The sequence below is a fragment of the Sphingobium sp. SA916 genome (assembly GCF_002894065.1).
Taxonomy (GTDB): domain Bacteria; phylum Pseudomonadota; class Alphaproteobacteria; order Sphingomonadales; family Sphingomonadaceae; genus Sphingobium; species Sphingobium fuliginis.
The window spans coordinates 41,429-66,172 of the sequence record NZ_LXYF01000003.1 but is presented as its reverse complement, the minus strand read 5'-3'; the positions used below and the strand labels follow the sequence as shown (position 1 = coordinate 66,172).

The following is a 24,744-nucleotide window of genomic DNA, read 5'->3' as shown; positions in this document are numbered from 1 at the left end:
GGAGCTATCGACGGCGGCTCAGGGCCAGCACAGGTCCAGACTGAGCACGCCGTTGACCATGCCCGTCGCCAGTACCGGCTTCGTTCCCGGCTTGATGCGAAAATCCGGAATGCGGCTCAGCCATTCCTGGAGGAAAATGCGAATTTCCCGCCGCGCCAGCACTGCGCCCGGACAGGCATGGGCTCCGTTTCCGAACGCCGCGTGCACCGGCTTTTCACGGCTGAAATCCACCACCAGCGGATCTGCGTTCACCCGGTCGTCCGTACCGACCCAGAGATTGGCGGGCAATATGCGGTCGCCCGCCTGGAAATATACGCCCTTATATTCGAGGTTCTCGGTGATCACGCGGGACGTATTGGCCAGACCGTGGCGACGAATCATCTCCTCAATCGCGTGCTTGATGAAATCCTCATCATCCAGCCGCTCGACCAACTGACGGCGATGACCTGGATTCAGCGCCAGGAAACGGGCGATGAAACCGATCATGCCGGCCACGGTGTCGAGCCCGCCGAACAACACCAGCGTTGCGTAACTGACGGCCTCCATCTCGGAAATCCGACCTTCACCGACATTGACGTTGACCAGCTTGCTCAGCAAATCCTCTCCGGGATTGTCGCGACGGGCGCGAATTTCATCCATCAGATAACCGCCCATTTCCTGCTGCGCCTGCAACCGTATTTCGGCGGTGTGGCCGCGCACCGAGCGTTCCGCGATCGGCAACAGGCGATGCTTGTCGGAGATCGGCAGATCGACCAGTTCCAGGAAGACGTGGATGGGGAGGATCTTGGCGAAATCCTCGATGAACTCGCATTCGCCCCGCGGCAGCACGCGCTCTATCGCCTCCACCGCGACATCGCGCACCTTGCTCTCCAGTTCGGAGACCACGGCAGGCATCAGCGACTGCATCAGCGGGCGCCGGTATCGCGCATGTTCGGGCGGGTCCATCTCCAGCGGGATCTGGCGCGGCGTGCCTTCCGGCATCGGGGGCAGGACGATGTGCTTGTGCGAGAAATGATGATAGTCGCGCTGCATCGCGATGATGTCGTCGCTGCGGGTTGCAACCCAGTGCCCGCCATTATGGGGCGTCCAGAATATATCGGGATTGGCCTGCTGGATCGCGGCATAGGCCGCCTGCACATCCTCTGCCGACCCCGGAATATCGTAGATGTTGAAATCGCGCACCAGCGCGGCCGGTACATGGTCGGGACGCGGTGCCAGCTCGCCTTCAGCCACGCTTGTCATGTCAGCGCTCATTCTCTGTTTTCCCTCTCCGAAACTGTCTTGACCCAGGTGGCAGGCGAGGCAAGGGCCGCGCCTGCGCATGGGTCAGGATTTCACAGATGCGATGGATCGCGGCTCCTGCCGGTCGCCGCCCCTCAATCCTCCGGCGCAATCGCGACGCGCAGGCCGTCCAGCTCCGCCGTGAGAGGGATCTGGCAGGACAATCGCGAATATTCGTCGCGATGTTCGGAACTGTCCAGCAGGTCGCTTTCATCATCGCTGACCGTCGGCAACAGCCTGAAGAAGGCCGGGTCGACCTTCACATGGCAGGTCGCGCAGGAGCAGCATCCTCCGCAAAGCGCCAGCATCTCGTCGATCCCGGCATCGCGGATCGCTTCCATCAAGGACAGTCCGCTTTCGGCGGCAATTTCCCTTTCCGCGCCATCGCGGGTGGTGACGATCACATTTGGCATATTGGGTCCCCTGGATGAAGATCAGTCGCCGAAGCGGACATGGAGATGCCTGGGCACGCGCATCATCGAACCGCGTATCTCGGGCCGCGGCTTGTCGGGGTCGAAGCGCAGATTGGGCAGATGATCCAGCACCGCATGCAGCGCGCGGGTCATCTCCACCCGCGCCAGATGCTGGCCGACGCAGATATGCGGTCCGCGCGAGAAGGAGAAGTGCGCCTTGCGCTCGCGGAAGATGTCGAACTTGTCGGGATCGGGGAAGATCGCCGGGTCGCGATTGGCGGCGCCTGCCACCACGTCGAGCAGCGATCCGGCCGGAATTCCGACGCCGGCAAGCACCACATCCTGTTTCGCCATGCGAAGCTGTACGGCGACGGGGCCGTCCCAGCGCAGCGCCTCCTCGATTGCGACGGGAATGAGCTTTCGGTCCTCCCGGATCGCGTCGAGCTGATCGGGATTTTCCAGCAGCGCGGTCAGCAGCACGCTGGTCCCGCGATAAGTGGTGTCGCCCGCCGCGTTCATCAATTGCCGCAGGAAGGAGATCAGCACCAGCGGCGGCAGATAATCGCCGTCCACTTCGGTATTGGCGAGCAGGCTGACCAGATCGTCGCCCGGATTGCGCCGCCGTTCGTCCACCAGCGCGGTGAAATATTCGCCCAGCTTGCGCGATGCCTCCTGCGCCTTGTCGATGTGCATATAATCGGTCTGGCCAATGGCCAGCCGCTGGAAGGTGCGTACGTCCGATTCCGGGAGATCGAGCTGCTGATAGATCACCTCGAAAGGATAAAGCAGGGTGAATTGTTCGATGAGGTCGGCGCGGCCGGTGCCCATGAACCTGCCCATCAATTTATGAACCACCGGATCGACGATGGTTTCACCCCATGTTTTCACATATTGGGGCAGGAAGATCTTCTGGAAGATCTTCCGCCAGCGGCCATGTTCGGGATTGTCCATGACGCTGATGCTGCCCTGGCCGAAGGTTTCCCCGATGTTGAACCTGTAGCCATGGTTGGAAAAGCGGTCGGTGTCGGTCAGGACCGTCAATATCTCGTCCGAACCGACGATCGTGAACATTTTGCGATCCGGGTAAGTGGCGGATTGCAGGCCCATTTTGGGGCGGTAGTCGCCTTCCAGCACCGGGGTCTGCGCCCGCCATTTCGCGATCTTCGCATAGGGATCGAGCGTGTCCCCGAAATTGATGTCGTCCGCGCTGAACGGATCGTAGCTCGGATCGTCATATTCCTGAATTCTGACGGCGGGTTCCATGACCGGAATCTCTCCTATGAAGCATATGCTACATAATTCCGGCCATTCGGGCTGTCAATCGATGGGCGGCCCCACCAGCGACTGGGCGATCAGTTGCTCCAGCACGTCCAACACGGCCTCACGGCCCGGCGGATCGGGGAAGAGCGCGTCGCGCAGGATCACGCTGGCGGCGATCATGCCGAAGCCCAGACGCACGCCGATGCCAAGGTCGAAGGGCGGATCGATCCCCGCCAGCGCATAGCGTTGACGGACCTGATCGACCGATTGCTGGAAAAAGGGCGCAAGGCCGCGCAGGCCCGGTGCCGTATCCTCGCCGCCGCTTGGCGGTCCGGCCAGCAGGGCGCGGAACATCGCCTCATTGCCTTCGAACAATTCATAGACCTGCCGGGTGAAGCGGCGCGTTTCCGCCTGCCTGGGGAATGGCGCGGTGGGATCGGGATGGAGTTCGACGAAGTCGGCCATCAGCGCGTCGAACGGCGCGATCACCACTTCATTGAACAGTCCCGCCTTGTCGCCATAATAGCGGAACAGCAGGGTTTCGCTGACGTCGGCCAGACGCGCGATCTCCCGCGTGGTGGTGCCGCCATAGCCGCGCTCCGCGAACAATTGCCGCGCTGCGTCGCAGATGCGCTGGACCACATCCTCCCGCGTGCGCCGCCGCCGCCGCATGCGGCCGCCATCTTCGGCGGAGGCGGTTTCGTCTGTCAGGATTTTAGCGATTGCGCCCCTCCAAGATAATGTCGGCCGCGTTCCATGCCGACGCCATGATCGGCCCGTTGGTATTGGCCGAAACCATCATAGGCATGATCGATCCATCCATGACGCGCAAGCCGTCGACACCCTTCACGCGCAGTTTTTCGTCGAGCACCGCATCGTCGAAATCGCCCATGCGGCAGGTGCCGCAGGCGTGATAGCCCGCCTGGCCGATCTGGCGGAAGGCCGAGAGGATTTCATCGTCGGTCCGGAGCGATCGGGTCGGCTCGCGCTCCCCCGCGATCATCGGCGCGATGGCGGGACGGGACATCCAGTCGCGCAGATAGCGGTGCATCGCGACCGTGACCGCGCAATCATAGGGATCGGTCAGATAGCCCGCGCGGATCTTCGCCGGGGCCATGGGATCGGCCGCCGTGATCCGCACGGACCCTTCGCTGCGCGAGCGCAAGGGATAGCCGAACAGGGTGATGCTGTGCGCCGCATCCGCGACCATATTGCCCTTGGCGTCCGGCGCTGCGACGGCGGGGGAAAGCAATATCTCTATGTCGGGCGTCTCCGATTCCGGCAGCACGGTCGCGAAGGCGCCGACATTGCCGTAGCCCGCCGCCATCGGCCCGGTGCGGGTCAGATAATAGCGCAGCACGTTGCCGACCAGTTTCAGGCCGGCCAGTTCCTTGTTGTGGCTGTGCGGAACAGCAAGGTCATAGACCATGGAGAGCAGGCGGTGTTCCAGCATATGTTCGCCCACGCCGGGACTGTCCGCCACGACAGGAATGCCAAGGTCGCGCAGCAGCGCGGCCGCCCCGATGCCGGAGCGCTGAAGGATTTGCGGCGACATCAGCGCGCCCGCACTGACGATGATGTCGCGGCCGCTGGCGAAGTCCTGGGCAACGCCGTTCACATGGGCGCGGACGCCGGTTGCGCGCTGGCCGGTGAACAAGACCTTGTCGACGATCGCGCCGGTGACGATGCGCAGATTGGATCGGCCCCGCGCCCGTTTCAGAAAGGTCTGGGCCGCGCTCTGCCGCTTGCCCTTCCAGATGGTGCGCGGGGTATAGCCGACGCCTGCGCGACCCGACCGGTTGAGATCGTCGACGCGAGGGACGCCCATCTGTTCGCCCGCCGCGATGAAGGCTTCTGTCAGCGGATCGCGCATCGGCTCCACCGAGATGCGCAGCGGCCCGTTGCCCCCGCGCAGCGCGTCGCCGCCCAGCTCATGCCCCTCCATGGCGCGGAACGCCGCGCCGATCCGGTTCCATCCCCAGCCTTTCGCGCCCAGCGCTTCCCAGCCGTCATAATCTTCGGGCTGGCCGCGGAAATACATCATGCCGTTGACGGAAGAGGAGCCGCCCAGCATCTTGCCGCGTATCCAGGTTTCGGCGGGAATGCCCTCATGCCCTTCGGTCTGGAAATACCAGACATGGCGGGGGTCGGTGTAGAGCTTTGCAGCGCCGCGCGGCATGTGGATGAAGGGGTTGCGGTCCTCCGGCCCCGCCTCCAGCAGCAGCACGCCGTTAGCCGGATTTTCCGACAGGCGGTCGGCCAGCACGCATCCGGCGGAGCCGCCGCCGACGATGATATAATCATAGGTCATCAGAGCGCCGCCCGGATGGCATCGCCAATGATGGTGCGGCTGTCTTCCGCTATATCGATCGTGTCGAACATGCGGTTGTGGCAGATGCCGACCGCCAGCTTCAGGTCAGGGTCGGCCCAGCCGATATTGCCGCCCATGCCGGGATGGCACAGCGCCCGCATGTTGCGCGGTGCCGAGACGGGCGGGTTTTCCGCGCCGCCCAGCCAGAAGCCGGACCAGGCGATCGGCACCACCATGCCGAAGAAGACGGGATCGGCGTCCTCGAAATGCGGGCGCGGCGCGGCGAAGCTGGCGACCCGTTCCTCCGACAGCAGGCGGACGCCGTTGAACTGCCCGCCATTGGCCAGCATCGCCCAGAAGCGGGCGTTGCTCCGCGCGTTGAAGATGCCGCCGACCGCCGGAATGCAGGCGCGGCGCACATAGGGGCGTTCGAACGGATCGGGCATCAGGTCGACGATCAGGGGCTGCGCCTCCCGCATCATATTATTGTCCGGGGCGACATAGACGGCGGCGGCGTCCAGCCTGGCGATGCGGGGTTCGACGGCATCGGCTATGCCCATCCACAGATCGGCGGCGCCCAGCGGGTCCGCTATCTCCTCCTTGATGAACTGGCCGAAGGGGCGGCGTTTCGGATCGGTCCGGCGCACCACTTCGCCCACCATCCAGCCGAAGGTCATCGACTGGTAGGAGGAGCGGCTGCCGGCGGGATAGACCCCCTCCATCTCCGCGATGCGGCGGCACATCCAGTCCCAGTTGGTCATCAGTTCGGGCGTCACATCGGGCGGCATGCGCAGCACGCCAGACACATGGGAAAGGACGTGGCGGAGGGTGACGTCGCCCTTTCCGGCCTGAGCGAATTCGGGCCAGTAGGCGGCGACGGGCGCATCATATTCGACCAAGCCCCGCTCGGCCTGGATATGCAGGGCGGTGGCGGTCACCGCCTTCGACACGGAATAGACGTTGAACAGCGTGTCGCCGTCGACCGGCCTGCCCGTGGCGGCATCGGCAAGGCCCGCCCAGCAGTCGACAATCTGTTCCTCGCCCAGCCAGGCGCTGACCTGAATGCCGATTTCCCTGCCCTCCGCGACAAGCCGGTCCAGCACGTCCTGAACCGCGTCGTTGACCTTCGTCATCCTTCCAATCGCCTTTCCTGCTTGCCATGGCGTCGGCGCCAGTTATCAAGTATGTACTTGATAGCACGGAATAGGACGAGGGGAAGAGCGATGGGCGAGGCGTTCGACAATATCATAATGACGCAGGATGACGGGATCGTCGAATTGCGCATCCACCATCGCGGCGGCCCGGCCAAATGGGCGCTCTGGGGCGGGTTGCACAGGGAATTGGGCATCGCCTTCGCGCAGGTCGCCGCCGATCCCGACGCGCGCGTGCTGCTGATCACCGGCACGGGCGACAGCTTCTGCGCGGAGTTCGACATGGACTGCGACATGCCGCAAATGGGCGCGGCGACGTGGGACGTGATCTTCCGCGAGGGCAGGGCGCTGCTCAACAATCTGCTGGCGATCGAGATACCGGTGCTGGCTGCGGTCAACGGACCCGCCTTCATCCACGCGGAGATCGCGCTGCTGGCCGATGTCGTGCTGGCGGCCGAAGGGGCCGTCTTTGCGGACAGGCCGCACGCGCTGGCCGGCGTGGTGCCGGGCGACGGCGTGCACAGCATCTGGCCGATGCTGCTGGGGCCGAACCGCGGCCGTTATTTCCTGATGACGGGGCAGGAGATCGGCGCGGCCGAAGCCCTGTCGCTGGGCCTGGTGGGGGAGGTGCTGTCGCCCGAAGCCCTTATGCCCCGCGCGTGGGAACTGGCCCGCACGATTGCCGCGCGACCCGCCATTGCCAACCGCTATACCCGCATGCTGCTTACGCGTGAGATCAAGGGGCGGCTGGCCGCGGAACTGGATCAGGGACTGGCCATGGAGGGCATGGCGATCCTTGCGGGGATGCAGGGACAGGCGCGATGATCGCCGCACCGTGTCCATCGCCATTCAGTCCACGAAAAGAGGTGATCAGTCCCAGGCGACAGGCAGTTCGCGTTGTCCCCAATAGATCCAGCTATCGATCCGCTCGGGACTTCCCGTCAGACGCAGATCGGGCAGGCATTCGACCAGCTTCCGCAAGCCGACCTGCGCCTCCAGGCGGGCGATGGGCGCGCCCAGGCAGAAATGAACGCCATAGCCGAAGGACAGATGCCGCTTCACCTGGTTGAGCGGCCGATCCATGATGAAGCTGTCGGGATCGGGGAAGATGTCCGGATCGCGATTGGCCCCCATCATCGAGAACATGAGCTTGCTGCGTTCGGGCAGCTCCGCGCCATGCATCTGTACCGGGCACAGGCTGGTGCGGAAATGGGAATTGATCGGCGGGTCGAAGCGCAGGCTTTCCTCGATCACATTTTCCACCAGATGCGGCTCGGCCTTCAACCGCTCCCACCGTTCGGGGGCTTCCAGCAGCCGCCAGACCACATTGGTGAGCAGGCTGGTGGTCGTTTCCTGCCCTCCGGTCAACAGCGCGGTGCAGATCTGGAACAATTCCATGTCGTTGAAGCGCCGCCCCTCCACGCGGCTGACGAGACCGAGCGAGATATAGTCGAACGGCAGCACCGTTCCCCAATGTTCATGGGTCGGTTCATCGATGCCCGCGTCGCGCAACAATTGCCTGCGCGCTTCGATCAGGCCCATGAAATGTGGCTGGATTTCCGCGATGAGCGTCTGTTCGGCGTTCGGATTCCTGTCGTTGAACAGCAGCGACTGCAATTCATCCGCCCAGCGCTTGTAATCGGCATGGAGAGCCTGGTCGGCCCCCAGCATGAAACACATGGTCCGGGCAGGCAGCGGGAGGCAGAAGAGATCGTGGAAATTGCCCTGCTTGTCCGCCCGACTTTCCAGTCCGGAGACCAGATCTTCCGCAATCGCCTCGACCTCCGGCAGATAATAGCGCATGCGGGCCGGCGTCATCCCCCTGCGCAGGGCGGCGATATATTCGAGGTGGAAGGGGGGATCGGTCAATATCCCGAAATCGCTGAACGCTTCCCAATCCATGGGTGCATCGCCCCATTTGAACGACCATGTGGGATTGTCGGACAGGATCTTGTCGCGAATTTCCTTGTAATCGCTGGTGATGTAGAACTGATATTCCTCTCCCTTATAGTGATAAAAGGGACATTGGGCGGCAAGCGCCGAATAGGCGGGGCCAGGATTGCGGATCGTTTCCGGGTCCAAAGGATCGAAGACATGATCGACCGCAGTCTTCAGCCGCCGTTCCTTGGGCTCCTGTGTCTTCGCCCTGGTGATTTCAGTCATCCCATCCTCCGTCATGATGCCGGACGGAAGCATAAGGGGTGCTGTTCCGGGATTGAACGAAAAGTCCTTTAGGGGCCTAACTATCGGTGGAGTCCTCCGGGCGGTCATTGGTGGGACAGCGCTTAGTCCTTGTGTCGAGGATAGCGGCCCATCATCAGGTAAACGCAGCCCGCCGCCATGAAGCTGGGCAGGACGAACAGGCTGGAAGCGGCCGGGATTTGATTTAACATAAGATATATTATCGTACTTCCGTGGATTTTGGCGTTGCTTCCTTCCTCCTCCATCGGCCGTGCAGGTATCGCTTATCTGAAATGTGGCGCGGTGCGGGACGAGACGGCTTGGCACATGGGCGGCCATAAGTCAGGCTTCCGTGCTGACAGGATGCAATGGCCGCGATGCAGGCTTTGCGATCGAACTGCTCAATCAGATCACAGGCCCGAAGGCCAAGTTGAGAGGAAGCATTCATGCCCGACTATGATCTCATCATCCGGGGGGGTAGCATATATGACGGCAGCGGCGGAGAGCCGTTCGTTGCGGATGTCGCCGTCAGGGACGGGTTGATCGCGGCGGTGGGCGATGTCCGGGGCGTCGCGCGGGAAGAGATCGACGCCGCCGGCCGCATCGTCACGCCGGGTTTCGTCGACGTGCATACCCATTATGACGGGCAGATCACCTGGGAGAACAGGTTGGCCCCCTCCTCCGATCACGGTGTGACGACGGTGGTCATGGGCAATTGCGGCGTCGGCTTCGCTCCCTCGCGTCCCGAGCATCGCAGGTTGATGATCAAGCTGATGGAAGGCGTAGAGGACATTCCCGAAGTCGTCATGGCCGAAGGCGTGCCGTTCAACTGGGAAACCTTCCCCGAATATCTGGATGCGCTGGAGAAGCGCGAAAGCGACATCGATTTCGCCGCGCAATTGCCGCACAGTCCTCTGCGCGTCTATGTGATGGGCGAACGCGGCGCCAATCTGGAACCGCCGACGCCAGAGGATCTGGCGGAAATGCGCCGCCTTACTGCGGAGGCGATCCACGCCGGCGCCATTGGCGTCACCACGTCGCGCAGCTATGCGCACCAGTTCCGCGACGGTCGCCCCGCCCCCTCGGTCAAGAGCGAGGACCAGGAAGTGCTGGCGCTGGCCGAGGGCCTGCGCGACGCCGGCAAGGGCGTGTTCCAGATGGTGCCCAGCTATGACGTGACGGCGGCCGAGCGCATGGACCTGCTGGACGACATCGCGCGGACGTCGGGCCGCCCGGTTTCCTTCACCTTCATGCAGACGCCCAAGGGCGAAGGCGACTGGCAGGAAATGGTCGCCCGGCTGGAGGCCTCCAAACATAAAGGCCTGGAAGTGCGCGGCCAGATCATCCCGCGTCCGACCGGCGCGCTGCTGGGCCTTGAACTGTCCATGCATCCCTTCTCCTTCAACCCCAGCTTCCGCGCTATCGACCATCTGCCGCTGGAGGAGAAGGTGGAACGGATGCGCGAGCCGGCCTTCCGCAAGAAGCTGATCGCGGAGGAGCCGGACGATCCGCAGGCCTTCTTCATCTATGTCATCTCCGATCTCGACGCCATGTTCGTGCTCGGCAATCCGCCGAACTACAATCCCCGCAGCGACGAAAGCATCGGCGCCCGCGCCCGCGCCATGGGCGTCGATCCCAAGGAATTGATCTATGACGCGCTGCTTCAGCGCGACGGGCGGGAAGTGCTTTATCGTCCTCTCGGCAATTCGGAAGGCGAGAAGTTCGAAAGCTCCGGCCGCAACCTGGTGAAGAACGACAGGACCTTCCCGGCGCTGGGGGATGGCGGCGCGCATTACAGCATGATCTGCGACGCAGCCTATACCACCTACTTCCTGACCTATTGGGTGCGCGACGCCAAGGGCGACAGGAAGGTCGACCTGCCCTACGCCGTGCGCAAGCTGACCTATGAGCCGGCCCATGCCGTCGGTCTGCACGACCGCGGCCTGATCAGGCCGGGGTACAAGGCGGACCTCAACATCATCGACATGGAGAGGCTGCACCTCTACGCCCCGCATGTCGTCTACAATCTGCCAACGGGCGGCCGCCGCCTGCAACAGCGCGCGGACGGCTATGACGCGACGATCGTGAGCGGGGTGGTCACCTATCGCAACGGCCGCTCCACGGGCGCCCTGCCCGGCCGCCTCGTGCGCGGGGGCAAGGAAGCGCCGGAAACCGCGCCCGAAAAGAGCCTGCAACCGGCCTGAGGGATCAGGGCGGGCGAAGCGGACCGCCGCTTCGTTCGCCCATGCACCGACAGCGCAGAGGGATTGCCATGACCGAACTCACGCCCGACCTCATCGCCTTCCTTCAGGAGATGAAGGACCGCACCGCCATCCACGACTGCCTGCTGCGCTATACGCGCGGCGTCGACCGGCACGACCGCGAACTGATGCTGTCGGCCTATTGGCCCGACGCTTTCGACGATCACGGCGTTGCGGAAGGCTATGCCGCCGATTTCGTCGACTGGGCGATCGGATGGCATGGCGAATTCCAGACCAGGCATCATCACGCGATCAGCAACCACACGGTCGAGATCGACGGCGACACGGCGCATGGGGAAACCTATTATACTTTCTGGGGCGAGAATAAGGGCGCACCGCCCCAGCTCAGCTTCGGCCGCTATGTGGACCGGTTCGAAAGGCGCAACGGCGAGTGGCGCATTGCCGACAGGGTCTGCGTCAATGAAATGACGGCGACGCTGACGGCGGCCGAAATTCCCGACGAATGGAAGGCGCGCATCTTCAGCACAGGCCCCAACCGGCGCGACAAGAGCGACATCTCCTATGTCCGGCCGCTGGTGCGCAAGGCCGCGGCGGGCTGATTTGCCCGCTCCACTTGCCGAATATATGGATATGACAGGTTCAACATCTGACCAGAGGATATTGCATGACCGCACGAACTGTCGTCGTCACCGGCGCTTTCGGGATATTGGGCGGCGCCGTCGCTTCTGCCTTCGCGGCAGCAGGAGACAGGGTGGCGCGGGTCGATTACGCCCCTGCCCCGGCGGAGACTCCGGCGGGCTGCTTCGACATGGGCGGCGTCGATCTGACCGACTTCTCCGCAACGCAGAAGCTGGTGGCGGACATCGTGGAAGCGCTGGGATCGATCGACGTGCTGGTCAATGTCGCGGGCGGCTTCATATGGGAGACGCTGGCCGATGGAGGCAGCGCCACATGGAACCGCATGTTCGCGATGAATGCGACCACATGCGTCAACATGACGAAGGCGGTCCTGCCGGAACTGGAGAAGGCGGCGCAAGCCCGCATCGTCAACATCGGCGCGGGGGGCGCCGTCGTCGCCGCCGCGGGCATGGGCGGCTATGCCGCATCGAAAATGGCCGTGCATAAATTGACCGAGAGCCTGGCGGCCGAACTGGCGGGCAAGGACATCACGGTGAACGCGATCCTGCCCAGCATTATCGACACGCCGACCAATCGCGCCGACATGCCGGATGCCGACTTCAGCCAATGGGTGCAACCGGCCGCGATTGCCGAGGTCATCCAGTTCCTTGCCTCGCCGGCGGCACGCGCCGTCAGTGGAGCGTTGATTCCGGTGACGAAGGGCGGTTGAACGTCCCCGCCCTGCCGCAAAGGAAGCGGCAAGCGGGCGCGATCGCCCGCTTGGCCGTCAAATGATTTCGAACAGCGCGGCGGCGCCCATGCCGCCGCCGATGCACATGGTGACGACGGCGTTCTTCGCGCCCAGCCGCTTGCCGGCCAGCAGGGCATGGCCGGTCATGCGCGATCCGGTCATGCCGAACGGGTGTCCGATCGAAATGGCGCCGCCGTCGACATTGACCCTGGCCCGGTCGATGCCCAGCCGGTCGATGCAGTAGAGCGCCTGGCTGGCATAAGCCTCGTTCAGTTCCCAAATGTCGATGTCGGATACCGAAAGCCCGGCCCGGTCGAGCAGCTTCGGCACGGCGAAGACCGGCCCGATGCCCATTTCGTCCGGCTCGCATCCAGCCACCTGCATGCCCTTGTAGAGACCCAGGATCGGCAGACCGCGGCGTGCCGCTTCGTCCGCGTCCATGATGACGCAGGCGCTGGAGCCGTCCGACAACTGGCTGCAATTGCCCGCCGTCACCGAACCACCTTCGAACAAGGGCTTCAGCTTGGCGAGCCCCTCCATGTCCGTGCCGGGCCGGTTGCATTCGTCCTGCGTCAGCGTGACCTTTTCCTGACCCGTGACGGCCAGCGCCTTGTCCACGACATTCTTCGTCGTGGCGACCGGCACGATCTCCTCGTCGAACCAGCCTTTGTCCTGGGCTTTCGCGGTGCGAGACTGGCTCGTCACGGCGAATGCATCCTGCGCTTCGCGGCTGATGCCGTAGCGGCGGGCCACGATGTCGCCGGTCAGGTTCATCGCCATGTAGATTTCGGGCTTATGGTCCAGCAGCCATTCGTCCTTGCTGCGAAATAGGTTGCGATGCGGGTCGACCAGGCTGACGGTTTCCACGCCGCCGGCCACATAGACGCCCCCCTCCCCGCTGCGGATGCGCTGCGCGGCGATGGCGATGGTCTGGAGGCCGGAGGAGCATTTTCGATCCAGCGTCATGCCGCACACGCTGATCGGCAGGCCCGCGCGCAACGCAGCCTGGCGCGCGACGTTGGAACCCACAGCGCCTTCGCACCGCGCCGATCCCAGCAGGACGTCATCGATCTCCGCCGGATCGATTCCGGCACGTTCCACGGCGGCGCGGATGGAGTGCGCCGCCAGCGTCGCGCCATGGATATTGTTGAGAGCGCCCCGGTGCGCCTTTCCGATCGGCGTGCGCGCGGTGGCGACGATGGCCGCATCCTTCATGCTTCGAAATCTCCCGTCAGAAGCTGGGGCGCAGATAGGGGCTGATGGCGCGGCTTTCCATAAAGGCGCTTGCCTCATCACGTCTTTGATGAAGCCGCGCGCCATTCTTGACCCGGACCATGCCGGTCCACAAAGCAGGTTTGACAAGAAACAGGGAGCGCTCCCCATGACCATCATCGTCGAAAAGCAGGGTCCGGTCGCGATCGTGAAGCTTGACCGCCCGCAGACCAAGAATGCGATCACCCAGGAGATGCGCGGCCAGCTATATGGCGCGTTCGAGGACATCGCGATGGATCAGGACGTGCGCGCGGTCATCCTGACCGGAGCAGGTGGCGACTTCTGTTCGGGCATGGACGTATCGGGCATGCGCAAGGGCGGCGTCACCGGATCGATGGACCGGATGTACACGCTCAACCGCATCGCGAAGGCCATATATTCGCTCAAGAAGCCGACCATTGCAGCCGTGCCGGGCATATGCGTGGGTGTGGGCTTTTCCTACGCGCTGGCCTGCGACATCGTGCTGGCGGGCGAACAGGCCCGCTTTGCCGCGATATTCCGCAACATCGCATTGGCGCCCGATGGCGGCCTTGTCTGGCACCTGCGCCAGTCGCTGGGCGTGCAGAAGGCCAAGGAACTGGTCTATTCGGGCCGCATCATCCGTGCCGACGAAGCGGTGGCCATGGGCATCGCTTATGAGAAGGTCGCCCAGGATGCATTGATGGACCGGGCGATGGAACTGGCGGAAAGCTTCGCGTCCGGCCCCAGCATCGCCATGGGCATGGCAAAGCGCCAGTTCGATCTGAGCTGGAACAACGGGTTCGAGCAATATCTGGAGCTGGAGGCCGCGATCCAGCCGCTGATGAGCCGCACCGAAGACCATGAGGAAGGCCTGGCCGCCTTCCGCGAAAAGCGCAAGCCGCTGTTCCGGGGCGAGTGACGCGGATGCTCCAGCCCGAAGCGGAATGGCGCGCGCATCTGGCCGAGGGTCGTTTCATGATCCAGCGCAGCCGGTCGACCGGCGGCCATGTTTTCTACCCCCGCGTCATGGAGCCGGGCACGGGCGCGGAGGATCTGGAATGGGTGAGCGCATCCGGGGCTGGAACGGTGCATGCCGTCACCATCGTGCGCAAGAAGGACCCGGCCGACAGCTACAGCGTCGTTCTGGTCGACCTGGCCGAAGGACCGCGCCTCATGAGCCGCGTCGATGGCGTGCCGGTCGATGACATCCATATCGGCATGGCCGTCAGGGCCAGCATCATCCAGGAGGGGGACAAGCCTTTGCTCGTCTTCGTGCCCGCATGAGCATGGGCAATGGATTTCCGCGCGGGCGCGCCGCGATCGTGGGCGCGTCGACCTATGGCATCGGCCAATGCCCCGGCCTGTCCGCCGTGGACATGGCGGCGAAGGCCGCGCTGCTGGCGCTGGCCGATGCGGGCATTGCCCTGTCGGAAGTGGATGCGCTCTACACCTCCGCGCCCTATGAGGCGCTGGGCGGCATGGAACTGGCCGAATATCTGGGCCTGACGCCGAAGGTCACTGACTGCAACCGCACCGGAGGTTCGGCTTTCGAGGTCTATGTGCAGCAGGCGGCGCTCGCGCTGGAGGCGGGGCTGATCGACTGCGCGCTGATCGCCTATGGCTCCAACCCGGCGAGCAACCCGCCGCCCGGCGTCGGCATGACGCGCCAGAGCCCGTGGGAAGCGCCGTACAAGCCGCTCGCTCCCCTCTCCTCCTATGCGCTGGCGGCGAGCCGGCACATGCATCTCTACGGCACTACCCGCGAGCAACTGGCCGAAGTGGCGGTGGCGGCGCGGCAATGGGCTCAATTGAATCCGGAAGCGGCGGTGCGCGATCCGCTGAGCATCGAGGATGTGCTGAAGGCGCGGATGGTGTCCGATCCGCTGACCGTGCGCGATTGCTGCCTGTTCAACGACGGCGCGGCCGCCGTGGTGATGGTGCGCGCCGACCGGGCGAAGGATTGCGCCAGGGCGCCGGTCCATGTGCTGGGCGCGGCCCATGCCGTCACCCATCGCGAAATCAGCTCCATGCCCGACCTCACCGTGACGGGGGCGGCGATTTCCGGTTCGCAGGCCTTTGCGCAGGCCGGGGTCAAGCCCGCCGACATGGACGTGGCGATGCTCTATGATGCGTTCACCATCACGCCCATCCTGTTCCTGGAGGATCTGGGTTTCTGCCCCAAGGGGGAAGGCGGACGCTTCGTCTCAGGCGGCCATGTCGCGCCGGGCGGCGGGTTGGCGCTCAACACTAATGGCGGCGGCCTGTCCTGCGTGCATCCGGGCATGTATGGCCTGTTCCTGCTGGTGGAAGCCACGCGTCAGCTTCGCGGCGAATGCGGCGAACGGCAGGTCCAGGATGCCCGTCTTGCCGTGGCGCATGGCAATGGCGGCGTGTTGTCAAGCGAAGCGACGGTCGTGCTGGGAACCGCCGAAACCGTATAGCAGGGCGGAATCGGCGCGCCCTGCCCTCCTTCAGGCGGGTGCGCTCAACACCAGCCGCGCCAGTTTCTCGACATCGGTGAGCAGTGTCTCCATCTCAAGCGCGGGCTGCTCCTCGCCAAAGCCATGCTTGTCGAACAGCGCCACCGCATTCCACATCATCGCCCCCGCCAGCGCAATGCGGGCCCGGCCCAGTTGCGGCGGCAGCCAGGCCAGCGCGGCGTGTAACCGCTCCAGCAGGGCCGCGATGCTGGGTGCGCCGGGCCGCGGGATGCGCGCATCGAACGGATCGCTGAGCAGACCCGCCGCGCTCATGTGCATCATGAACCGGATATGGGCGTGCGGCGTCTGTTCATCATCGAGGAGGAAATAGGGCCGCATCATGCAGCGCCAGGCGGTGAAGGCGTCAACATCCTCCAGCGAGGGGCCGCTTTCCCGGATCATCCGTGCGCGCTCCGCCTCCGTATCGCGAAGCCGCATGTCGATGACGGCGCGCAGCAGTTCCTCCACGCTGCCGAAATGATAGCTGACGGCGGCGGTGTTCTTCTGCCCGGCGGCAATCGCGACGGCGCGCAGCGTCGCCACGCCGATCCCCGATTGAGCCACCAATGTCTCTGCCGCGAGGCAAAGCTGCCGGCGGGTGGTTTCGCTGCGGGAAGTGGAGGCCATGGCGATGCTTGTAGCTGGCCCGCAAAGGATGGCCAGACCTCATATTAAAGCATTTGCTTTATTTTTGTCGGAGCTTATGATGCCTCCCAGGAAATTGAGAGGATTCCCCCATGATCATCAGCGCCATGCCCGCTCCCTTCGGCGCCACCGTCGAAGGCGTCGACCTTTCCGTCCCCCAGAGCGACGAGACCTTGCGCGCCTTGATCGCGGCGCTGCACGAACATCAAATTCTCGCGATACGCGGGCAGCGGCTGTCGGATGCCGATTATGTCGCCTTTGGCCATCAATGGGGCGACCCGCTGATGTTCCACCTGCCGTCGCACAGGAAGGATGATTTTCCGGAGATGATCCGGATCACCAATGCCGCCGCCACGCCCGAGCGCTATCGCGACGGTGCCAAATTCTGGCATCAGGACAGCAGCTATGAAGCGGTGCCCGCCAGCGTGACCATGCTCTATGGTGTGGAAACGCCCGATGAAGGCGGCGAAACGCTGATCGCCAGCACGGTCATGGCCTATGATGCGCTGGACGAGGACATGAAGGCCAGGATCGACGGGCTCACCGGATTGCATTGCCTGGGCGGGTCCCCGGCCCTGCCGGGCGAGAAGATTCCCTTCATTCCGGAAAATACCGCACAGCACGGCATTGTTTCGCATCCGTTGGTGATGCGTCATCCGGTGACGGGACGAAAGGCGCTCTATCTGTCCGGTTCGGCCTTCGGCGCGGAGGGGCTGGACGTTGACGAGGGGCGCGCGCTGATCGACCGGTTGCGCGCCCATTGCACCCAGCCCCGGTTCGTCACGCGCTACAAGGTCGAGGCCGGCGACATCTTCCTGTGGGACAATTTCCAGGTGCTGCACAGCGCCACGCCGATCGAATATTCCGACGAACCCGGCAAGCGGCGGCTGCTCTACCGGATCAGCACCAAGGGCACGCCCGCGCTGTGCAGGCCGGCCGATCTGGCGGCCTGATAGCTCAGCTGGGGTCGAGGCGCCAGTCGATCCGATCGGTCAGGAAGGCGAGCGCGGCCTGCACATGCGGCAGGGCGACACGATCCGGCGCGCCCATCAGCACGACAGGCAGCCGGGGCCAGTTCGCCTCCGGCAGCAGCGGGATCAGGCGACCGGCGCGGATATGGTCGCGGGCCAGCATTTCCAGCGTCTGGCCGACGCCCAGACCGGCGAGGGTTGCGGACAATATCGCCGCGCCGTCGTTGAAGGTGAAGGCCGTCGGCGGCCGCACGCGGACGGTGCGGTCGCCGTGCCGCAATTGAAGCGGATTGCCGCCCGGCATTTCCACGCTGGCATAGAGTATGGCGCGATGCTGCGTCAGGTCATCGGCTTCCGACGGCTGGCCGTGCTGTGCGATATAGTCAGGCGATGCCAGGCAGATCAGCCTTGTCGTGCCGAGCGTCATGGTCTTCCATCCCGTGGGCGGCGCTTCGCCTGCGCGGATGACCAGGTCGAAGCCGTCGACGCGAAAGAAAGTCCCTCGATCGCCTAGCGTCAGGTCGAGGATCAGCTGCGGATGGGCCCGTTGGAATTCGGCCAGTGCTGGCATGATGAACGCCTGCCCCATGGAGGCCGGGGCATCCAGCCGCACGCGCCCCGCTATGCCTGCCCCCGGCCGCACCGCCATGTCGGCCGTGGCCACGGCGTCCAGCGCAGCCTGTGCATAGGTCAGATAATGACCCCCTTCGGCGGTCAGGTCGACGCGGCGCGTCGAGCGGTTGAACAGCCGCACGCCCAGATGTTCCTCCAGCCGCCTGACATGCAGGGTGACCATGGGCGTCGAGATGTTGAGGCGCAGCGCGGCGCGGGTGAAGGAACCGGCCTCAGCCACGGCGACGAAGGCCTCCATCGCGGTCAGTCGATCCATCTTCTGCTCCTGCCGCGGTCAGCGACGATCCAGAGCCGCAGGCGGACCGGAATAGGGAAATGCAAGGAAGCGTTCGGCAAGGCTGTGGAAGTTCCGGATGGTCGAGCCGTGCATCCTACATCGGAATGCCGCGCGGCATAGGCTTCCTCCCCATCTCATCGGCCTTTTGATGTCTGCCGCGGCGTCCTTGCCGCATTGCATGCAACCCTGCAACAACATGATCCGGAGAGGAGTCCTGGATGAGCGGTTTTCTGGACGAACGCGCCAATCTGGCCGGCAAAGTGGCGGCCGTCATCGGCGGCGGGGGCGGCATTGGGGCAGGCATATCGCTGGCGCTGGCCAAGGCGGGGGTGGACCTTGCGATCTGCGACATCGATGCGGCTGCGCTGGCGGGGACGGAGGAAGCGGTCAGGTCCATGGGCCGCCAGGTCACGGCCATGGTCGTCGATGCCACCGACGAAGCCGCGCTCGACGCCTTTTACGACGAGGTCGAACGCGCTTGCCCACGTCTCGACATAGTGGTGAACGTGGCAGGCGGAACGAAGCGGCAATTGCTGTCCGAAGCCAGCCGGGCCGACATCGCCCGGGACATCCATCGCAACTATGGCTATGTCGTCCAGTCGGTGCAGCGCGCCGTGCCGCTGATCAAGCGTTCCGGCGATGGCGGCAGCATCGTCAATTTCACCACCATAGAGGCGCATCGCGGCGCCGCCAGCTTTTCGGTCTATGCGGGCGCCAAGGCGGCGACGACGAACTTCACCCGTTCGATGGCGGTGGAACTGGGCAAGGACAGGATCCGCGTCAGTTGCATCGCGCCGGACACGACATTGAGCCGGGGCAATATGGCCGCCATGCCCCCCTCCTTCGCGGAGGGTTTTGCCAGGCTGCCCGCTCACGCCCAGGGCAAGGGCCTGGAAATGTACATCCCAAGGGGCGAGCAGCCGCCGGTCGATGCGCTGGCCGATGCCGTGCTGTTCCTGGGTTCGGACCTGTCCACCTTCGTGTCGGGCATGACGCTGCATGTCGACGGCGGCACCATGGCGGCGGCGGGCATGCTGGACTGGCCCTTTGGCGACGGTTTCGTGCCGACGCCGCTCGCAGGCACGCTGGCGCGCCTCTACCGCGATGGAGATGAGGCATGATCCTCTATGCCGTCACCCTTTCGCCCTTCGCCGCCCGCGTGCGGCTGGCGCTGCGCGTCAAGACGCTGGACTATGCCATGCAGCCTCCGCCGGGCGGCGGCACGCGGTCGCCCGAATTTCTGGCGATCAATCCGATCGGGAAATTGCCGGTGCTGGTGACGGACGACGGGCTGGCGATTGCCGAATCGGAGACCATCATCGACTATCTGGACGAGCGCTTCCCTGCTCCATCCCTATTGCCCGCCGATACGGGCGAACGGGTGCGGATGCGCAACATCATCCGTAGTTTCGAACTCTATGCCACGCCTGCCATGTCGCGTTTGTTCAAGCAGATGGACCCTGTGACCCGCGACGAGGCGACGGTCGCGGCCGAGATCGCCAATTGGCGCAACGGGCTGGCGCTCACCGACCGGTTCACGGCAGACGCCCCTTTCGCAGCGGGCGGCGCCATCAGCAAGGCGGACTGCATATTGCTGCCCAGCCTGTTGCTGTGCGAGGTGGTGGCCCAAATCTTCGGCCTCGACGATCCTCTCGCGGACTGCCCCAATCTGGCGGGCTATCGGGCGAAAGCGCGCCGGCATCCGGACATGGGCGCGATCTGGACGGAGACGGCGGACGCGCTCGCGGCCATGAGAGCGGGAAAATGATCCGCCGAAAGACGAGACGTCCCCAGAACCGCATTTCGGCTCTCAGGTGAAGAGGTCGGCCGCCGCCAGCCGGTCGGCGATGAAGCGGGAAAAACGCGCTGCATCCGCACCATTGATCACGCGATGATCATAGCTGAGCGACAGAGGCAGCATCTGCCGCCACGCAATCCCGCCGTCATCCCCCGGGACCGGCACCGGCCGGGCGCGCGTGACGCCCAGAATGGCGACTTCGGGCGCGTTGACGATTGGCGTGAAGCCGGTCCCGCCGATATGGCCCAATGATGTCAGGGTGATGCAGCCGCCGGACATTTCCGCCATCGACAGGCCCTTGGTCCGCGCCTTGTCCGAAAGGGCGGCAACCTCCTCCGCGATCTGCGTCGCGGATTTGCGGTCGCAGTCCCGGATGACCGGCACCAGCAGGCCGCCCGGCGTGTCCACCGCCACGCCGACATGCACATATTTCTTGAGCGTCAGCATGCCGCTCGCCGGATCGAGCGAGGCGTTGAATTGCGGAAAGGCGGCCAGGCCGTCGGCCAGCGCCTTCACCAGCAGCGGCACGGCGGTCAGCTTCGTGCCGCCCGCCGCGTTATGCGCCTTGCGCCGTTCCTCCAATTGCGTGATGTCCGCATCGTCCTGATGGGTGACGTGCGGAATGGCGACCCAGTTGCGGCCCAGAAAGGCCGCGACGAATTTCTGGATCTTGCTGAGGGGCCGTTGCTCGACCTCTCCAAAGACTGAGAAGTCGCCCGTGGGCCAGGGGGCCAGACCTGCCAGGAGATCGCTCATATGCGCTCAGGCCCCGTTGGCTTGAGGAATGTGAAGCGCGGGCTTTCCATGTCGATGGAATCCGTCAGCCGCATGGCCGGCGCCGCCGCGAACACGCTATTCAGCAGGGCTGCGGGATCGTTCGTCTCAACCTCATAATCGGCAACGAACAGGCCGGTTTCGGTTCCGGTCATGTCCAGTTCCCTGTAGCGGGTACAGGACAGGATGCCCGGCAACCGGCACATCTCTACCGAGTGGACCTCATCATACCAGCGGTCATATTCGGCCTCGCGCCCGGCCACCGCGCGCGAGGTGACATGCAGGATGTAGCGCATCGGGCTTAGCCGATGGTCGCCAGAAGGGTGCCGACCTCATAGGTTTCCCCGATCTGGGCGATGATCCTGAGGGTGCCGCTGGCGGGGCTTTCCACTTCCTGCGTCGATTTTTCCGATTCCAGCGCATAGAGCGGCTGGCCTTCGACGGCCTGGCCGCCATCTTCCACCAGCCATTCGGCCAGCGTGCCTTCATTCATGGAAAAGCCGATCTTGGGCAGCAATACTTCAACAGCCATTGGGAACTCCCTGAGCGATATTAGGATTTGACGAGGGCCTCTGCCGCCGCGACGATGTCGGCGGTTTGCGGGGCGAAGGCGGTTTCCAGCGGTTTGGAGAAGGGAACCGGGCAGAAAGCGCCGCCCAGCCGCCGGACCGGGGCCTTGAGCCTGCCGAACAGTTCCTCGTTCAGCACCGCCGCGATCTCCGCGCCGGCGCCGAAGGGCGTCACCGCCTCATGCACGATGATGGCGCGGCCGGTCCTGGCGACCGACTTCACCACCGTTTCCCTGTCCCACGGCGCGATGGTGCGCAGGTCGATGAGTTCGGCGGAGATGCCCGCTTCCTTCAGCTTGGCGACGGCGGGCATCGCCTCCTGGATCATGCGGGCGTAGGCGATGATGGTGACGTCGCTGCCCTCGCTCAGCACATTCGCCTTGCCGATGGGCACGCGATGGCCCTTTTCCGGCGCTTCGGCGGGCGACCAGTAGGTGGGCAGATTCTCGATGAACAGCACCGGATCGGGATCGTCGATGGCGCTGCGCATCAGGCCATAGGCGTCCTTCGGGCTGGAGGGCGCGACCACCTTGATCCCCGCCGTATGCGCGAACCAGGCTTCCAGATAGTCGCAATGCTGCCCGCCGCTGGCGAAACCCGTCCCGGTCATGGTGCGGATGACGATGGGCACATGGGTCTGCCCGCCCGACATGAAGCGCAGCTTCGCCGCATGGTTGACGATCATGTCCATCGCCACGGTCGTGAAGTTCATCAGCATGATCTCGGCAATGGGCTTGAAGCCCACCAGACTGGCGCCGATGGCCGCGCCGATGATCGCCTGTTCGGAAATGGGCGTGGAGCGCACGCGATGCTCGCCAAAGCGCGACGACAGCCCCTTGGTGACGCCGCAGACGCCGCCTTCCTCCGGATCGGCCAGGTCTTCGCCCAGCGCGATGACATTCTCATCCTCCTCCATGGCGTCCGCGATGGCGGCGTTGATGCCCTGGAGGATATTCGCCTTGGCGGCCTTCACAATATTTGCGGGGGTCATCGGGGTCTCGGCGTTCATCAGGCCATCTCCTCCGCGAACACGTCGCGCTTCAGTTCCTCCACGCCGGGGAAGTCGCTTGCCAGCGCGAATTCGACCGCTTCGTCGATCTCCTTCTCTATGGCGGCTTCCATTTCGGCCAATTGCTCCTCCGTCGCGACGCCGGTTTCGATGAGCTGCGCGCGGAAGCGCGGGACGGGATCGTTCGCCATCGCATCGGCCTTGCGCGCCTTGTCCATATAGGCGTCGGCATCGCCGAAGACGTGGCCGAAGAAGCGATAGGTCATCGCCTCGATCAACGTCGGCCCCTCTCCGGCGCGGGCGCGGGCGATCGCCTCCTGCGCCACGGCGTACATTTCGAAGGGATCGTTGCCGTCCACCCGCACGCCCGGCATGCCATAAGCGGCGGCGCGATCCGCGACCTTGACGTTGCTGGTCTTGTCATAGGCGGTGTGCTCGCCCCATTCATTGTTCTGGCATACGAAGATCACCGGCAGCTTCCAGACGGCGGCCAGATTGAGCGATTCATGGAAGGCGCCGATATTGGCGGCACCGTCCCCGAAGGAGGCGACCGTCACGCGCCCATCGCCGCGCAGCTGCGATCCCCAGGCAAGGCCGTTGGCGATGGGCATGGTCGACCCGACGATGCCGGTCGTCACCATGATGCCCTTGGCGGGATAGGTGACGTGCATCGGCCCGCCCTTCCCCTTGCAGGTGCCGGTGGTGCGGCCGGCGACCTCCGCCCACAGATCTCTGAGCGGCAGGCCCTTGGCTAGCTGGTCGTGGCTGCCGCGATAGATGGTGCAGATATAATCCTCATCCGTCAGATTGACCGAAATGGCGCTGGGGATCACCTCCTGACCGCGCGGGCTGTAATAGGGCATGACCAGCCGCCCGTTCATGATGACCTTGCGCGACCGTTCGTCATTCGCCTTGATCAGCGCCATGCGGCGGTAGATCTCTAACTGGGTCGCCGCATCGGGGGTTGCCCTGTTGCTCATTTCAGACGTCCTTTCGAAAGGCCGGATTTTCGCTATACGCCGTCCAGCATCTGCCATGTTTTGGCGGGCAGGAAAGCCCCGCCCCTGCCATATCGCAATTGTGAAGGATGAGGCGGCGTCCCTATTCCGGCCGGGGACGGCGGGCGCGAAGCTCTATCCGCCCCTTGCCGAACGGCGCGTCGCGATTGGCAAGCGCTTCCTTCAATCCCTTTTCCGCCATGTCCTTGCGGAACCGGCTGCGGCGCGGGCCGGTGCTGAGATGGGCGCGGGCGTCGAGTTCGGCGGCATAGCGCAGGGATTGTTTCGCCCCCGCCAGCTCCATCTGCGCATTGACGACGCGCTTGTGCGTGGCGAGTATTTCCGCGTCGACGCTGCCGATGCGGCGCACCATCTCATCCGCCTCGAAATCCAGTTCCTCGGCCGGATAGGCGTCCAGCACCATGCCGATGCGCGCCGCGTCGATGCCGCTGATCGTGTCGCCGGTGAACAGCATGCGCTTGGTCCACTGCGGACCGCAATGATAGAACCACAGGTTCGTCGGCGGCGTGCCGTTGGCGCGGGCGGCGGGGAAGCCGATCTTCGCGTCGTCGGCGGCAAGCACGATGTCGCAGGAGAAAGCGAGGTCGGTGCCGCCCGCCAGACAATTGCCGTGCACCTTCGCCACGATCGGCTTGTGCAGGTCCAGCATGATGGAGGTCAGCTCCTGCTGCCGCTCCAGATTCCAGATGTCGTCGTCGATGGTCCCCGCGCGGCTGCGATAGGCGGCGGGATCATAGTCCGTCGCCGCGTCGGCCGCGCCGCCATAGCTGTCCGTCAGGTCGTAGCCAGCGCAGAAATCCCTGCCCTCGCCCGAAAGCAGGATGACATTGGCGTCCCGCCGGTCGTCCGCTTCCAGCAGCGCCTGATGCAATTCCTTCAGCATCTGGCCCGACAGGGCGTTGCGCTTTTCGGGGCGGTTCAGGGTGATGCGGGCCACATTGTCGCGCACCGCGAAGCTGATGCAGTCCGTCGATTTCAGCCATTTCATGCCCATGTTCCGCTCTCCAAATCCCTATCGCGCCAGCATAGCGCGCCCCGTGCCGCGCTGGCGAGGCTGGCCCCGCCGCCTATCGGCCATGTGATCCTTGCACCCTCTCCGTCTTGCCCCGTCCGGGTGGAGGGGGCAGTCCTGCCGCTTATGCAAAATG

The 24,744-nt window shown here is 64.5% G+C and carries 26 protein-coding genes; 10 read left to right on the top strand and 16 right to left on the bottom strand.

Going from position 1 to position 24,744, the window contains the following annotated elements; translation table 11 throughout:
• Positions 1-18 precede the first annotated feature (18 nt).
• The 6 genes from A8G00_RS03065 to A8G00_RS03040 form a co-directional block, all read right to left on the bottom strand.
• On the bottom strand, positions 19-1,242 hold the full coding sequence (locus A8G00_RS03065; protein WP_226869691.1) for a cytochrome P450: 1,224 nt from the start codon (positions 1,240-1,242) through the stop codon (positions 19-21).
• A 134-nt stretch (positions 1,243-1,376) separates the two neighbouring features.
• Positions 1,377-1,694, bottom strand: a complete 318-nt coding sequence (locus tag A8G00_RS03060; RefSeq protein WP_102999954.1) for a 2Fe-2S iron-sulfur cluster-binding protein — start codon at positions 1,692-1,694, stop codon at positions 1,377-1,379.
• Positions 1,695-1,715: 21 nt separating this feature from the next.
• Positions 1,716-2,957 carry a cytochrome P450 gene (locus tag A8G00_RS03055; RefSeq protein WP_102999953.1) on the bottom strand — a complete coding sequence of 414 codons (1,242 nt, stop codon included), beginning with the start codon at positions 2,955-2,957 and terminating at the stop codon, positions 1,716-1,718.
• A 54-nt stretch (positions 2,958-3,011) separates the two neighbouring features.
• Positions 3,012-3,626 carry a TetR/AcrR family transcriptional regulator gene (locus A8G00_RS03050; protein ID WP_102999952.1) on the bottom strand — a complete coding sequence of 205 codons (615 nt, stop codon included), beginning with the start codon at positions 3,624-3,626 and terminating at the stop codon, positions 3,012-3,014.
• Positions 3,627-3,669: 43 nt separating this feature from the next.
• Positions 3,670-5,265, bottom strand: coding sequence for a GMC family oxidoreductase (locus A8G00_RS03045; RefSeq protein ID WP_102999951.1), 1,596 nt, complete (start codon positions 5,263-5,265; stop codon positions 3,670-3,672).
• Complete coding sequence (locus tag A8G00_RS03040) at positions 5,265-6,398, bottom strand: serine hydrolase (RefSeq protein ID WP_102999950.1); 1,134 nt, start codon at positions 6,396-6,398, stop codon at positions 5,265-5,267. Before A8G00_RS03040 ends, A8G00_RS03045 begins: the two co-directional genes overlap by 1 nt.
• 90 nt (positions 6,399-6,488) lie before the next feature.
• Here A8G00_RS03040 and A8G00_RS03035 point away from each other — a divergent pair, with 90 nt between their 5' ends.
• Positions 6,489-7,241: an enoyl-CoA hydratase/isomerase family protein gene (locus A8G00_RS03035; protein WP_099186901.1), complete on the top strand. Its 753-nt coding sequence runs from the start codon at positions 6,489-6,491 to the stop codon at positions 7,239-7,241.
• A 45-nt stretch (positions 7,242-7,286) separates the two neighbouring features.
• On the opposite strand, the gene A8G00_RS03030 is transcribed toward A8G00_RS03035, so the two are convergent.
• A complete protein-coding gene (locus tag A8G00_RS03030) occupies positions 7,287-8,579 on the bottom strand; it encodes a cytochrome P450 (RefSeq protein WP_102999989.1) in 1,293 nt (430 codons plus the stop codon).
• A 464-nt stretch (positions 8,580-9,043) separates the two neighbouring features.
• Between A8G00_RS03030 and A8G00_RS03025 the strand changes: the two genes are divergently transcribed.
• The 3 genes from A8G00_RS03025 to A8G00_RS03015 all read left to right on the top strand — a co-directional run bounded on the left by A8G00_RS03025 (position 9,044) and on the right by A8G00_RS03015 (position 12,167).
• Positions 9,044-10,801, top strand: coding sequence for an amidohydrolase family protein (locus A8G00_RS03025; protein WP_102999949.1), 1,758 nt, complete (start codon positions 9,044-9,046; stop codon positions 10,799-10,801).
• Between the two features lie 68 nt (positions 10,802-10,869).
• On the top strand, positions 10,870-11,418 hold the full coding sequence (locus A8G00_RS03020) for a nuclear transport factor 2 family protein (protein WP_171009950.1): 549 nt from the start codon (positions 10,870-10,872) through the stop codon (positions 11,416-11,418).
• A gap of 65 nt (positions 11,419-11,483) precedes the next feature.
• Positions 11,484-12,167 (top strand): SDR family NAD(P)-dependent oxidoreductase, encoded by a 684-nt coding sequence (locus tag A8G00_RS03015; RefSeq protein WP_102999948.1) that lies wholly within the window; start codon positions 11,484-11,486, stop codon positions 12,165-12,167.
• A gap of 57 nt (positions 12,168-12,224) precedes the next feature.
• On the opposite strand, the gene A8G00_RS03010 is transcribed toward A8G00_RS03015, so the two are convergent.
• A complete protein-coding gene (locus A8G00_RS03010; RefSeq protein ID WP_102999947.1) occupies positions 12,225-13,403 on the bottom strand; it encodes an acetyl-CoA C-acyltransferase in 1,179 nt (392 codons plus the stop codon).
• A 166-nt stretch (positions 13,404-13,569) separates the two neighbouring features.
• Here A8G00_RS03010 and A8G00_RS03005 point away from each other — a divergent pair, with 166 nt between their 5' ends.
• Genes A8G00_RS03005 through A8G00_RS02995 form a run of 3 tightly spaced genes read left to right on the top strand, consistent with a single transcriptional unit; the run spans position 13,570 to position 15,862 of the window.
• Entirely contained in the window at positions 13,570-14,340 is a 771-nt protein-coding gene (locus A8G00_RS03005; protein WP_102999946.1) for an enoyl-CoA hydratase/isomerase family protein, read from the top strand.
• Positions 14,341-14,345: 5 nt separating this feature from the next.
• A complete protein-coding gene (locus A8G00_RS03000) occupies positions 14,346-14,705 on the top strand; it encodes a Zn-ribbon domain-containing OB-fold protein (RefSeq protein ID WP_025550280.1) in 360 nt (119 codons plus the stop codon).
• Positions 14,702-15,862, top strand: a complete 1,161-nt coding sequence (locus A8G00_RS02995) for a thiolase (RefSeq protein ID WP_102999945.1) — start codon at positions 14,702-14,704, stop codon at positions 15,860-15,862. Before A8G00_RS03000 ends, A8G00_RS02995 begins: the two co-directional genes overlap by 4 nt.
• Positions 15,863-15,892: 30 nt before the next feature.
• On the opposite strand, the gene A8G00_RS02990 is transcribed toward A8G00_RS02995, so the two are convergent.
• On the bottom strand, positions 15,893-16,528 hold the full coding sequence (locus A8G00_RS02990) for a TetR/AcrR family transcriptional regulator (protein ID WP_061934455.1): 636 nt from the start codon (positions 16,526-16,528) through the stop codon (positions 15,893-15,895).
• A gap of 110 nt (positions 16,529-16,638) precedes the next feature.
• On the opposite strand from A8G00_RS02990, the gene A8G00_RS02985 reads away from it, so the two are divergent.
• Complete coding sequence (locus A8G00_RS02985) at positions 16,639-17,499, top strand: TauD/TfdA family dioxygenase (protein WP_102999944.1); 861 nt, start codon at positions 16,639-16,641, stop codon at positions 17,497-17,499.
• Between the two features lie 4 nt (positions 17,500-17,503).
• Here the strand turns inward: A8G00_RS02985 and A8G00_RS02980 are convergent, their stop codons facing one another.
• Positions 17,504-18,406 (bottom strand): LysR family transcriptional regulator, encoded by a 903-nt coding sequence (locus tag A8G00_RS02980; protein ID WP_102999943.1) that lies wholly within the window; start codon positions 18,404-18,406, stop codon positions 17,504-17,506.
• Between the two features lie 239 nt (positions 18,407-18,645).
• Between A8G00_RS02980 and A8G00_RS02975 the strand changes: the two genes are divergently transcribed.
• The gene (locus tag A8G00_RS02975; protein ID WP_025550271.1) at positions 18,646-19,548 is read left to right on the top strand and encodes an SDR family NAD(P)-dependent oxidoreductase; all 903 of its coding nucleotides are present in this window, start codon (positions 18,646-18,648) and stop codon (positions 19,546-19,548) included.
• Positions 19,545-20,195, top strand: coding sequence for a glutathione S-transferase family protein (locus A8G00_RS02970; protein WP_025550269.1), 651 nt, complete (start codon positions 19,545-19,547; stop codon positions 20,193-20,195). Before A8G00_RS02975 ends, A8G00_RS02970 begins: the two co-directional genes overlap by 4 nt.
• A 42-nt stretch (positions 20,196-20,237) precedes the next feature.
• Here the strand turns inward: A8G00_RS02970 and A8G00_RS02965 are convergent, their stop codons facing one another.
• The 6 genes from A8G00_RS02965 to A8G00_RS02940 all read right to left on the bottom strand — a co-directional run bounded on the left by A8G00_RS02965 (position 20,238) and on the right by A8G00_RS02940 (position 24,584).
• Positions 20,238-20,981, bottom strand: a complete 744-nt coding sequence (locus tag A8G00_RS02965) for a 2-oxo acid dehydrogenase subunit E2 (RefSeq protein ID WP_102999942.1) — start codon at positions 20,979-20,981, stop codon at positions 20,238-20,240.
• Positions 20,978-21,295, bottom strand: coding sequence for a DUF4286 family protein (locus tag A8G00_RS02960; RefSeq protein WP_102999941.1), 318 nt, complete (start codon positions 21,293-21,295; stop codon positions 20,978-20,980). Before A8G00_RS02960 ends, A8G00_RS02965 begins: the two co-directional genes overlap by 4 nt.
• Positions 21,296-21,300: 5 nt before the next feature.
• Positions 21,301-21,531 carry a biotin/lipoyl-containing protein gene (locus A8G00_RS02955; RefSeq protein WP_025550263.1) on the bottom strand — a complete coding sequence of 77 codons (231 nt, stop codon included), beginning with the start codon at positions 21,529-21,531 and terminating at the stop codon, positions 21,301-21,303.
• Positions 21,532-21,551: 20 nt separating this feature from the next.
• Positions 21,552-22,577, bottom strand: coding sequence for an alpha-ketoacid dehydrogenase subunit beta (locus tag A8G00_RS02950; protein ID WP_172451734.1), 1,026 nt, complete (start codon positions 22,575-22,577; stop codon positions 21,552-21,554).
• The gene (locus A8G00_RS02945) at positions 22,577-23,557 is read right to left on the bottom strand and encodes a thiamine pyrophosphate-dependent dehydrogenase E1 component subunit alpha (RefSeq protein WP_102999940.1); all 981 of its coding nucleotides are present in this window, start codon (positions 23,555-23,557) and stop codon (positions 22,577-22,579) included. The genes A8G00_RS02950 and A8G00_RS02945 overlap by 1 nt, the downstream gene beginning before the upstream one ends.
• A 121-nt stretch (positions 23,558-23,678) precedes the next feature.
• On the bottom strand, positions 23,679-24,584 hold the full coding sequence (locus tag A8G00_RS02940) for a crotonase/enoyl-CoA hydratase family protein (RefSeq protein WP_253257893.1): 906 nt from the start codon (positions 24,582-24,584) through the stop codon (positions 23,679-23,681).
• Between the last annotated feature and the right edge of the window lie 160 nt (positions 24,585-24,744).

Bases quoted from the DNA above. Each gene is read 5' to 3' on its own strand.
- A8G00_RS03015 (WP_102999948.1), top strand. From the start codon at position 11,484: ATGACCGCACGAACTGTCGTCGTCACCGGCGCTTTCGGGATATTGGGC.
- A8G00_RS02965 (WP_102999942.1), bottom strand. From the start codon at position 20,981: ATGAGCGATCTCCTGGCAGGTCTGGCCCCCTGGCCCACGGGCGACTTC.
- A8G00_RS03055 (WP_102999953.1), bottom strand. From the start codon at position 2,957: ATGGAACCCGCCGTCAGAATTCAGGAATATGACGATCCGAGCTACGAT.
- A8G00_RS02980 (WP_102999943.1), bottom strand. From the start codon at position 18,406: ATGGATCGACTGACCGCGATGGAGGCCTTCGTCGCCGTGGCTGAGGCC.
- A8G00_RS03030 (WP_102999989.1), bottom strand. From the start codon at position 8,579: ATGACTGAAATCACCAGGGCGAAGACACAGGAGCCCAAGGAACGGCGG.
- A8G00_RS03005 (WP_102999946.1), top strand. From the start codon at position 13,570: ATGACCATCATCGTCGAAAAGCAGGGTCCGGTCGCGATCGTGAAGCTT.
- A8G00_RS03045 (WP_102999951.1), bottom strand. From the start codon at position 5,265: ATGACCTATGATTATATCATCGTCGGCGGCGGCTCCGCCGGATGCGTG.
- A8G00_RS03020 (WP_171009950.1), top strand. From the start codon at position 10,870: ATGACCGAACTCACGCCCGACCTCATCGCCTTCCTTCAGGAGATGAAG.
- A8G00_RS02945 (WP_102999940.1), bottom strand. From the start codon at position 23,557: ATGAGCAACAGGGCAACCCCCGATGCGGCGACCCAGTTAGAGATCTAC.
- A8G00_RS03025 (WP_102999949.1), top strand. From the start codon at position 9,044: ATGCCCGACTATGATCTCATCATCCGGGGGGGTAGCATATATGACGGC.
- A8G00_RS03050 (WP_102999952.1), bottom strand. From the start codon at position 3,626: ATGCGGCGGCGGCGGCGCACGCGGGAGGATGTGGTCCAGCGCATCTGC.
- A8G00_RS02985 (WP_102999944.1), top strand. From the start codon at position 16,639: ATGATCATCAGCGCCATGCCCGCTCCCTTCGGCGCCACCGTCGAAGGC.
- A8G00_RS03000 (WP_025550280.1), top strand. From the start codon at position 14,346: ATGCTCCAGCCCGAAGCGGAATGGCGCGCGCATCTGGCCGAGGGTCGT.
- A8G00_RS03065 (WP_226869691.1), bottom strand. From the start codon at position 1,242: ATGACAAGCGTGGCTGAAGGCGAGCTGGCACCGCGTCCCGACCATGTA.
- A8G00_RS03060 (WP_102999954.1), bottom strand. From the start codon at position 1,694: ATGCCAAATGTGATCGTCACCACCCGCGATGGCGCGGAAAGGGAAATT.
- A8G00_RS02955 (WP_025550263.1), bottom strand. From the start codon at position 21,531: ATGGCTGTTGAAGTATTGCTGCCCAAGATCGGCTTTTCCATGAATGAA.
- A8G00_RS03040 (WP_102999950.1), bottom strand. From the start codon at position 6,398: ATGACGAAGGTCAACGACGCGGTTCAGGACGTGCTGGACCGGCTTGTC.
- A8G00_RS02960 (WP_102999941.1), bottom strand. From the start codon at position 21,295: ATGCGCTACATCCTGCATGTCACCTCGCGCGCGGTGGCCGGGCGCGAG.
- A8G00_RS02950 (WP_172451734.1), bottom strand. From the start codon at position 22,577: ATGAACGCCGAGACCCCGATGACCCCCGCAAATATTGTGAAGGCCGCC.
- A8G00_RS02975 (WP_025550271.1), top strand. From the start codon at position 18,646: ATGAGCGGTTTTCTGGACGAACGCGCCAATCTGGCCGGCAAAGTGGCG.
- A8G00_RS02940 (WP_253257893.1), bottom strand. From the start codon at position 24,584: ATGAAATGGCTGAAATCGACGGACTGCATCAGCTTCGCGGTGCGCGAC.
- A8G00_RS02970 (WP_025550269.1), top strand. From the start codon at position 19,545: ATGATCCTCTATGCCGTCACCCTTTCGCCCTTCGCCGCCCGCGTGCGG.
- A8G00_RS03035 (WP_099186901.1), top strand. From the start codon at position 6,489: ATGGGCGAGGCGTTCGACAATATCATAATGACGCAGGATGACGGGATC.
- A8G00_RS02990 (WP_061934455.1), bottom strand. From the start codon at position 16,528: ATGGCCTCCACTTCCCGCAGCGAAACCACCCGCCGGCAGCTTTGCCTC.
- A8G00_RS03010 (WP_102999947.1), bottom strand. From the start codon at position 13,403: ATGAAGGATGCGGCCATCGTCGCCACCGCGCGCACGCCGATCGGAAAG.
- A8G00_RS02995 (WP_102999945.1), top strand. From the start codon at position 14,702: ATGAGCATGGGCAATGGATTTCCGCGCGGGCGCGCCGCGATCGTGGGC.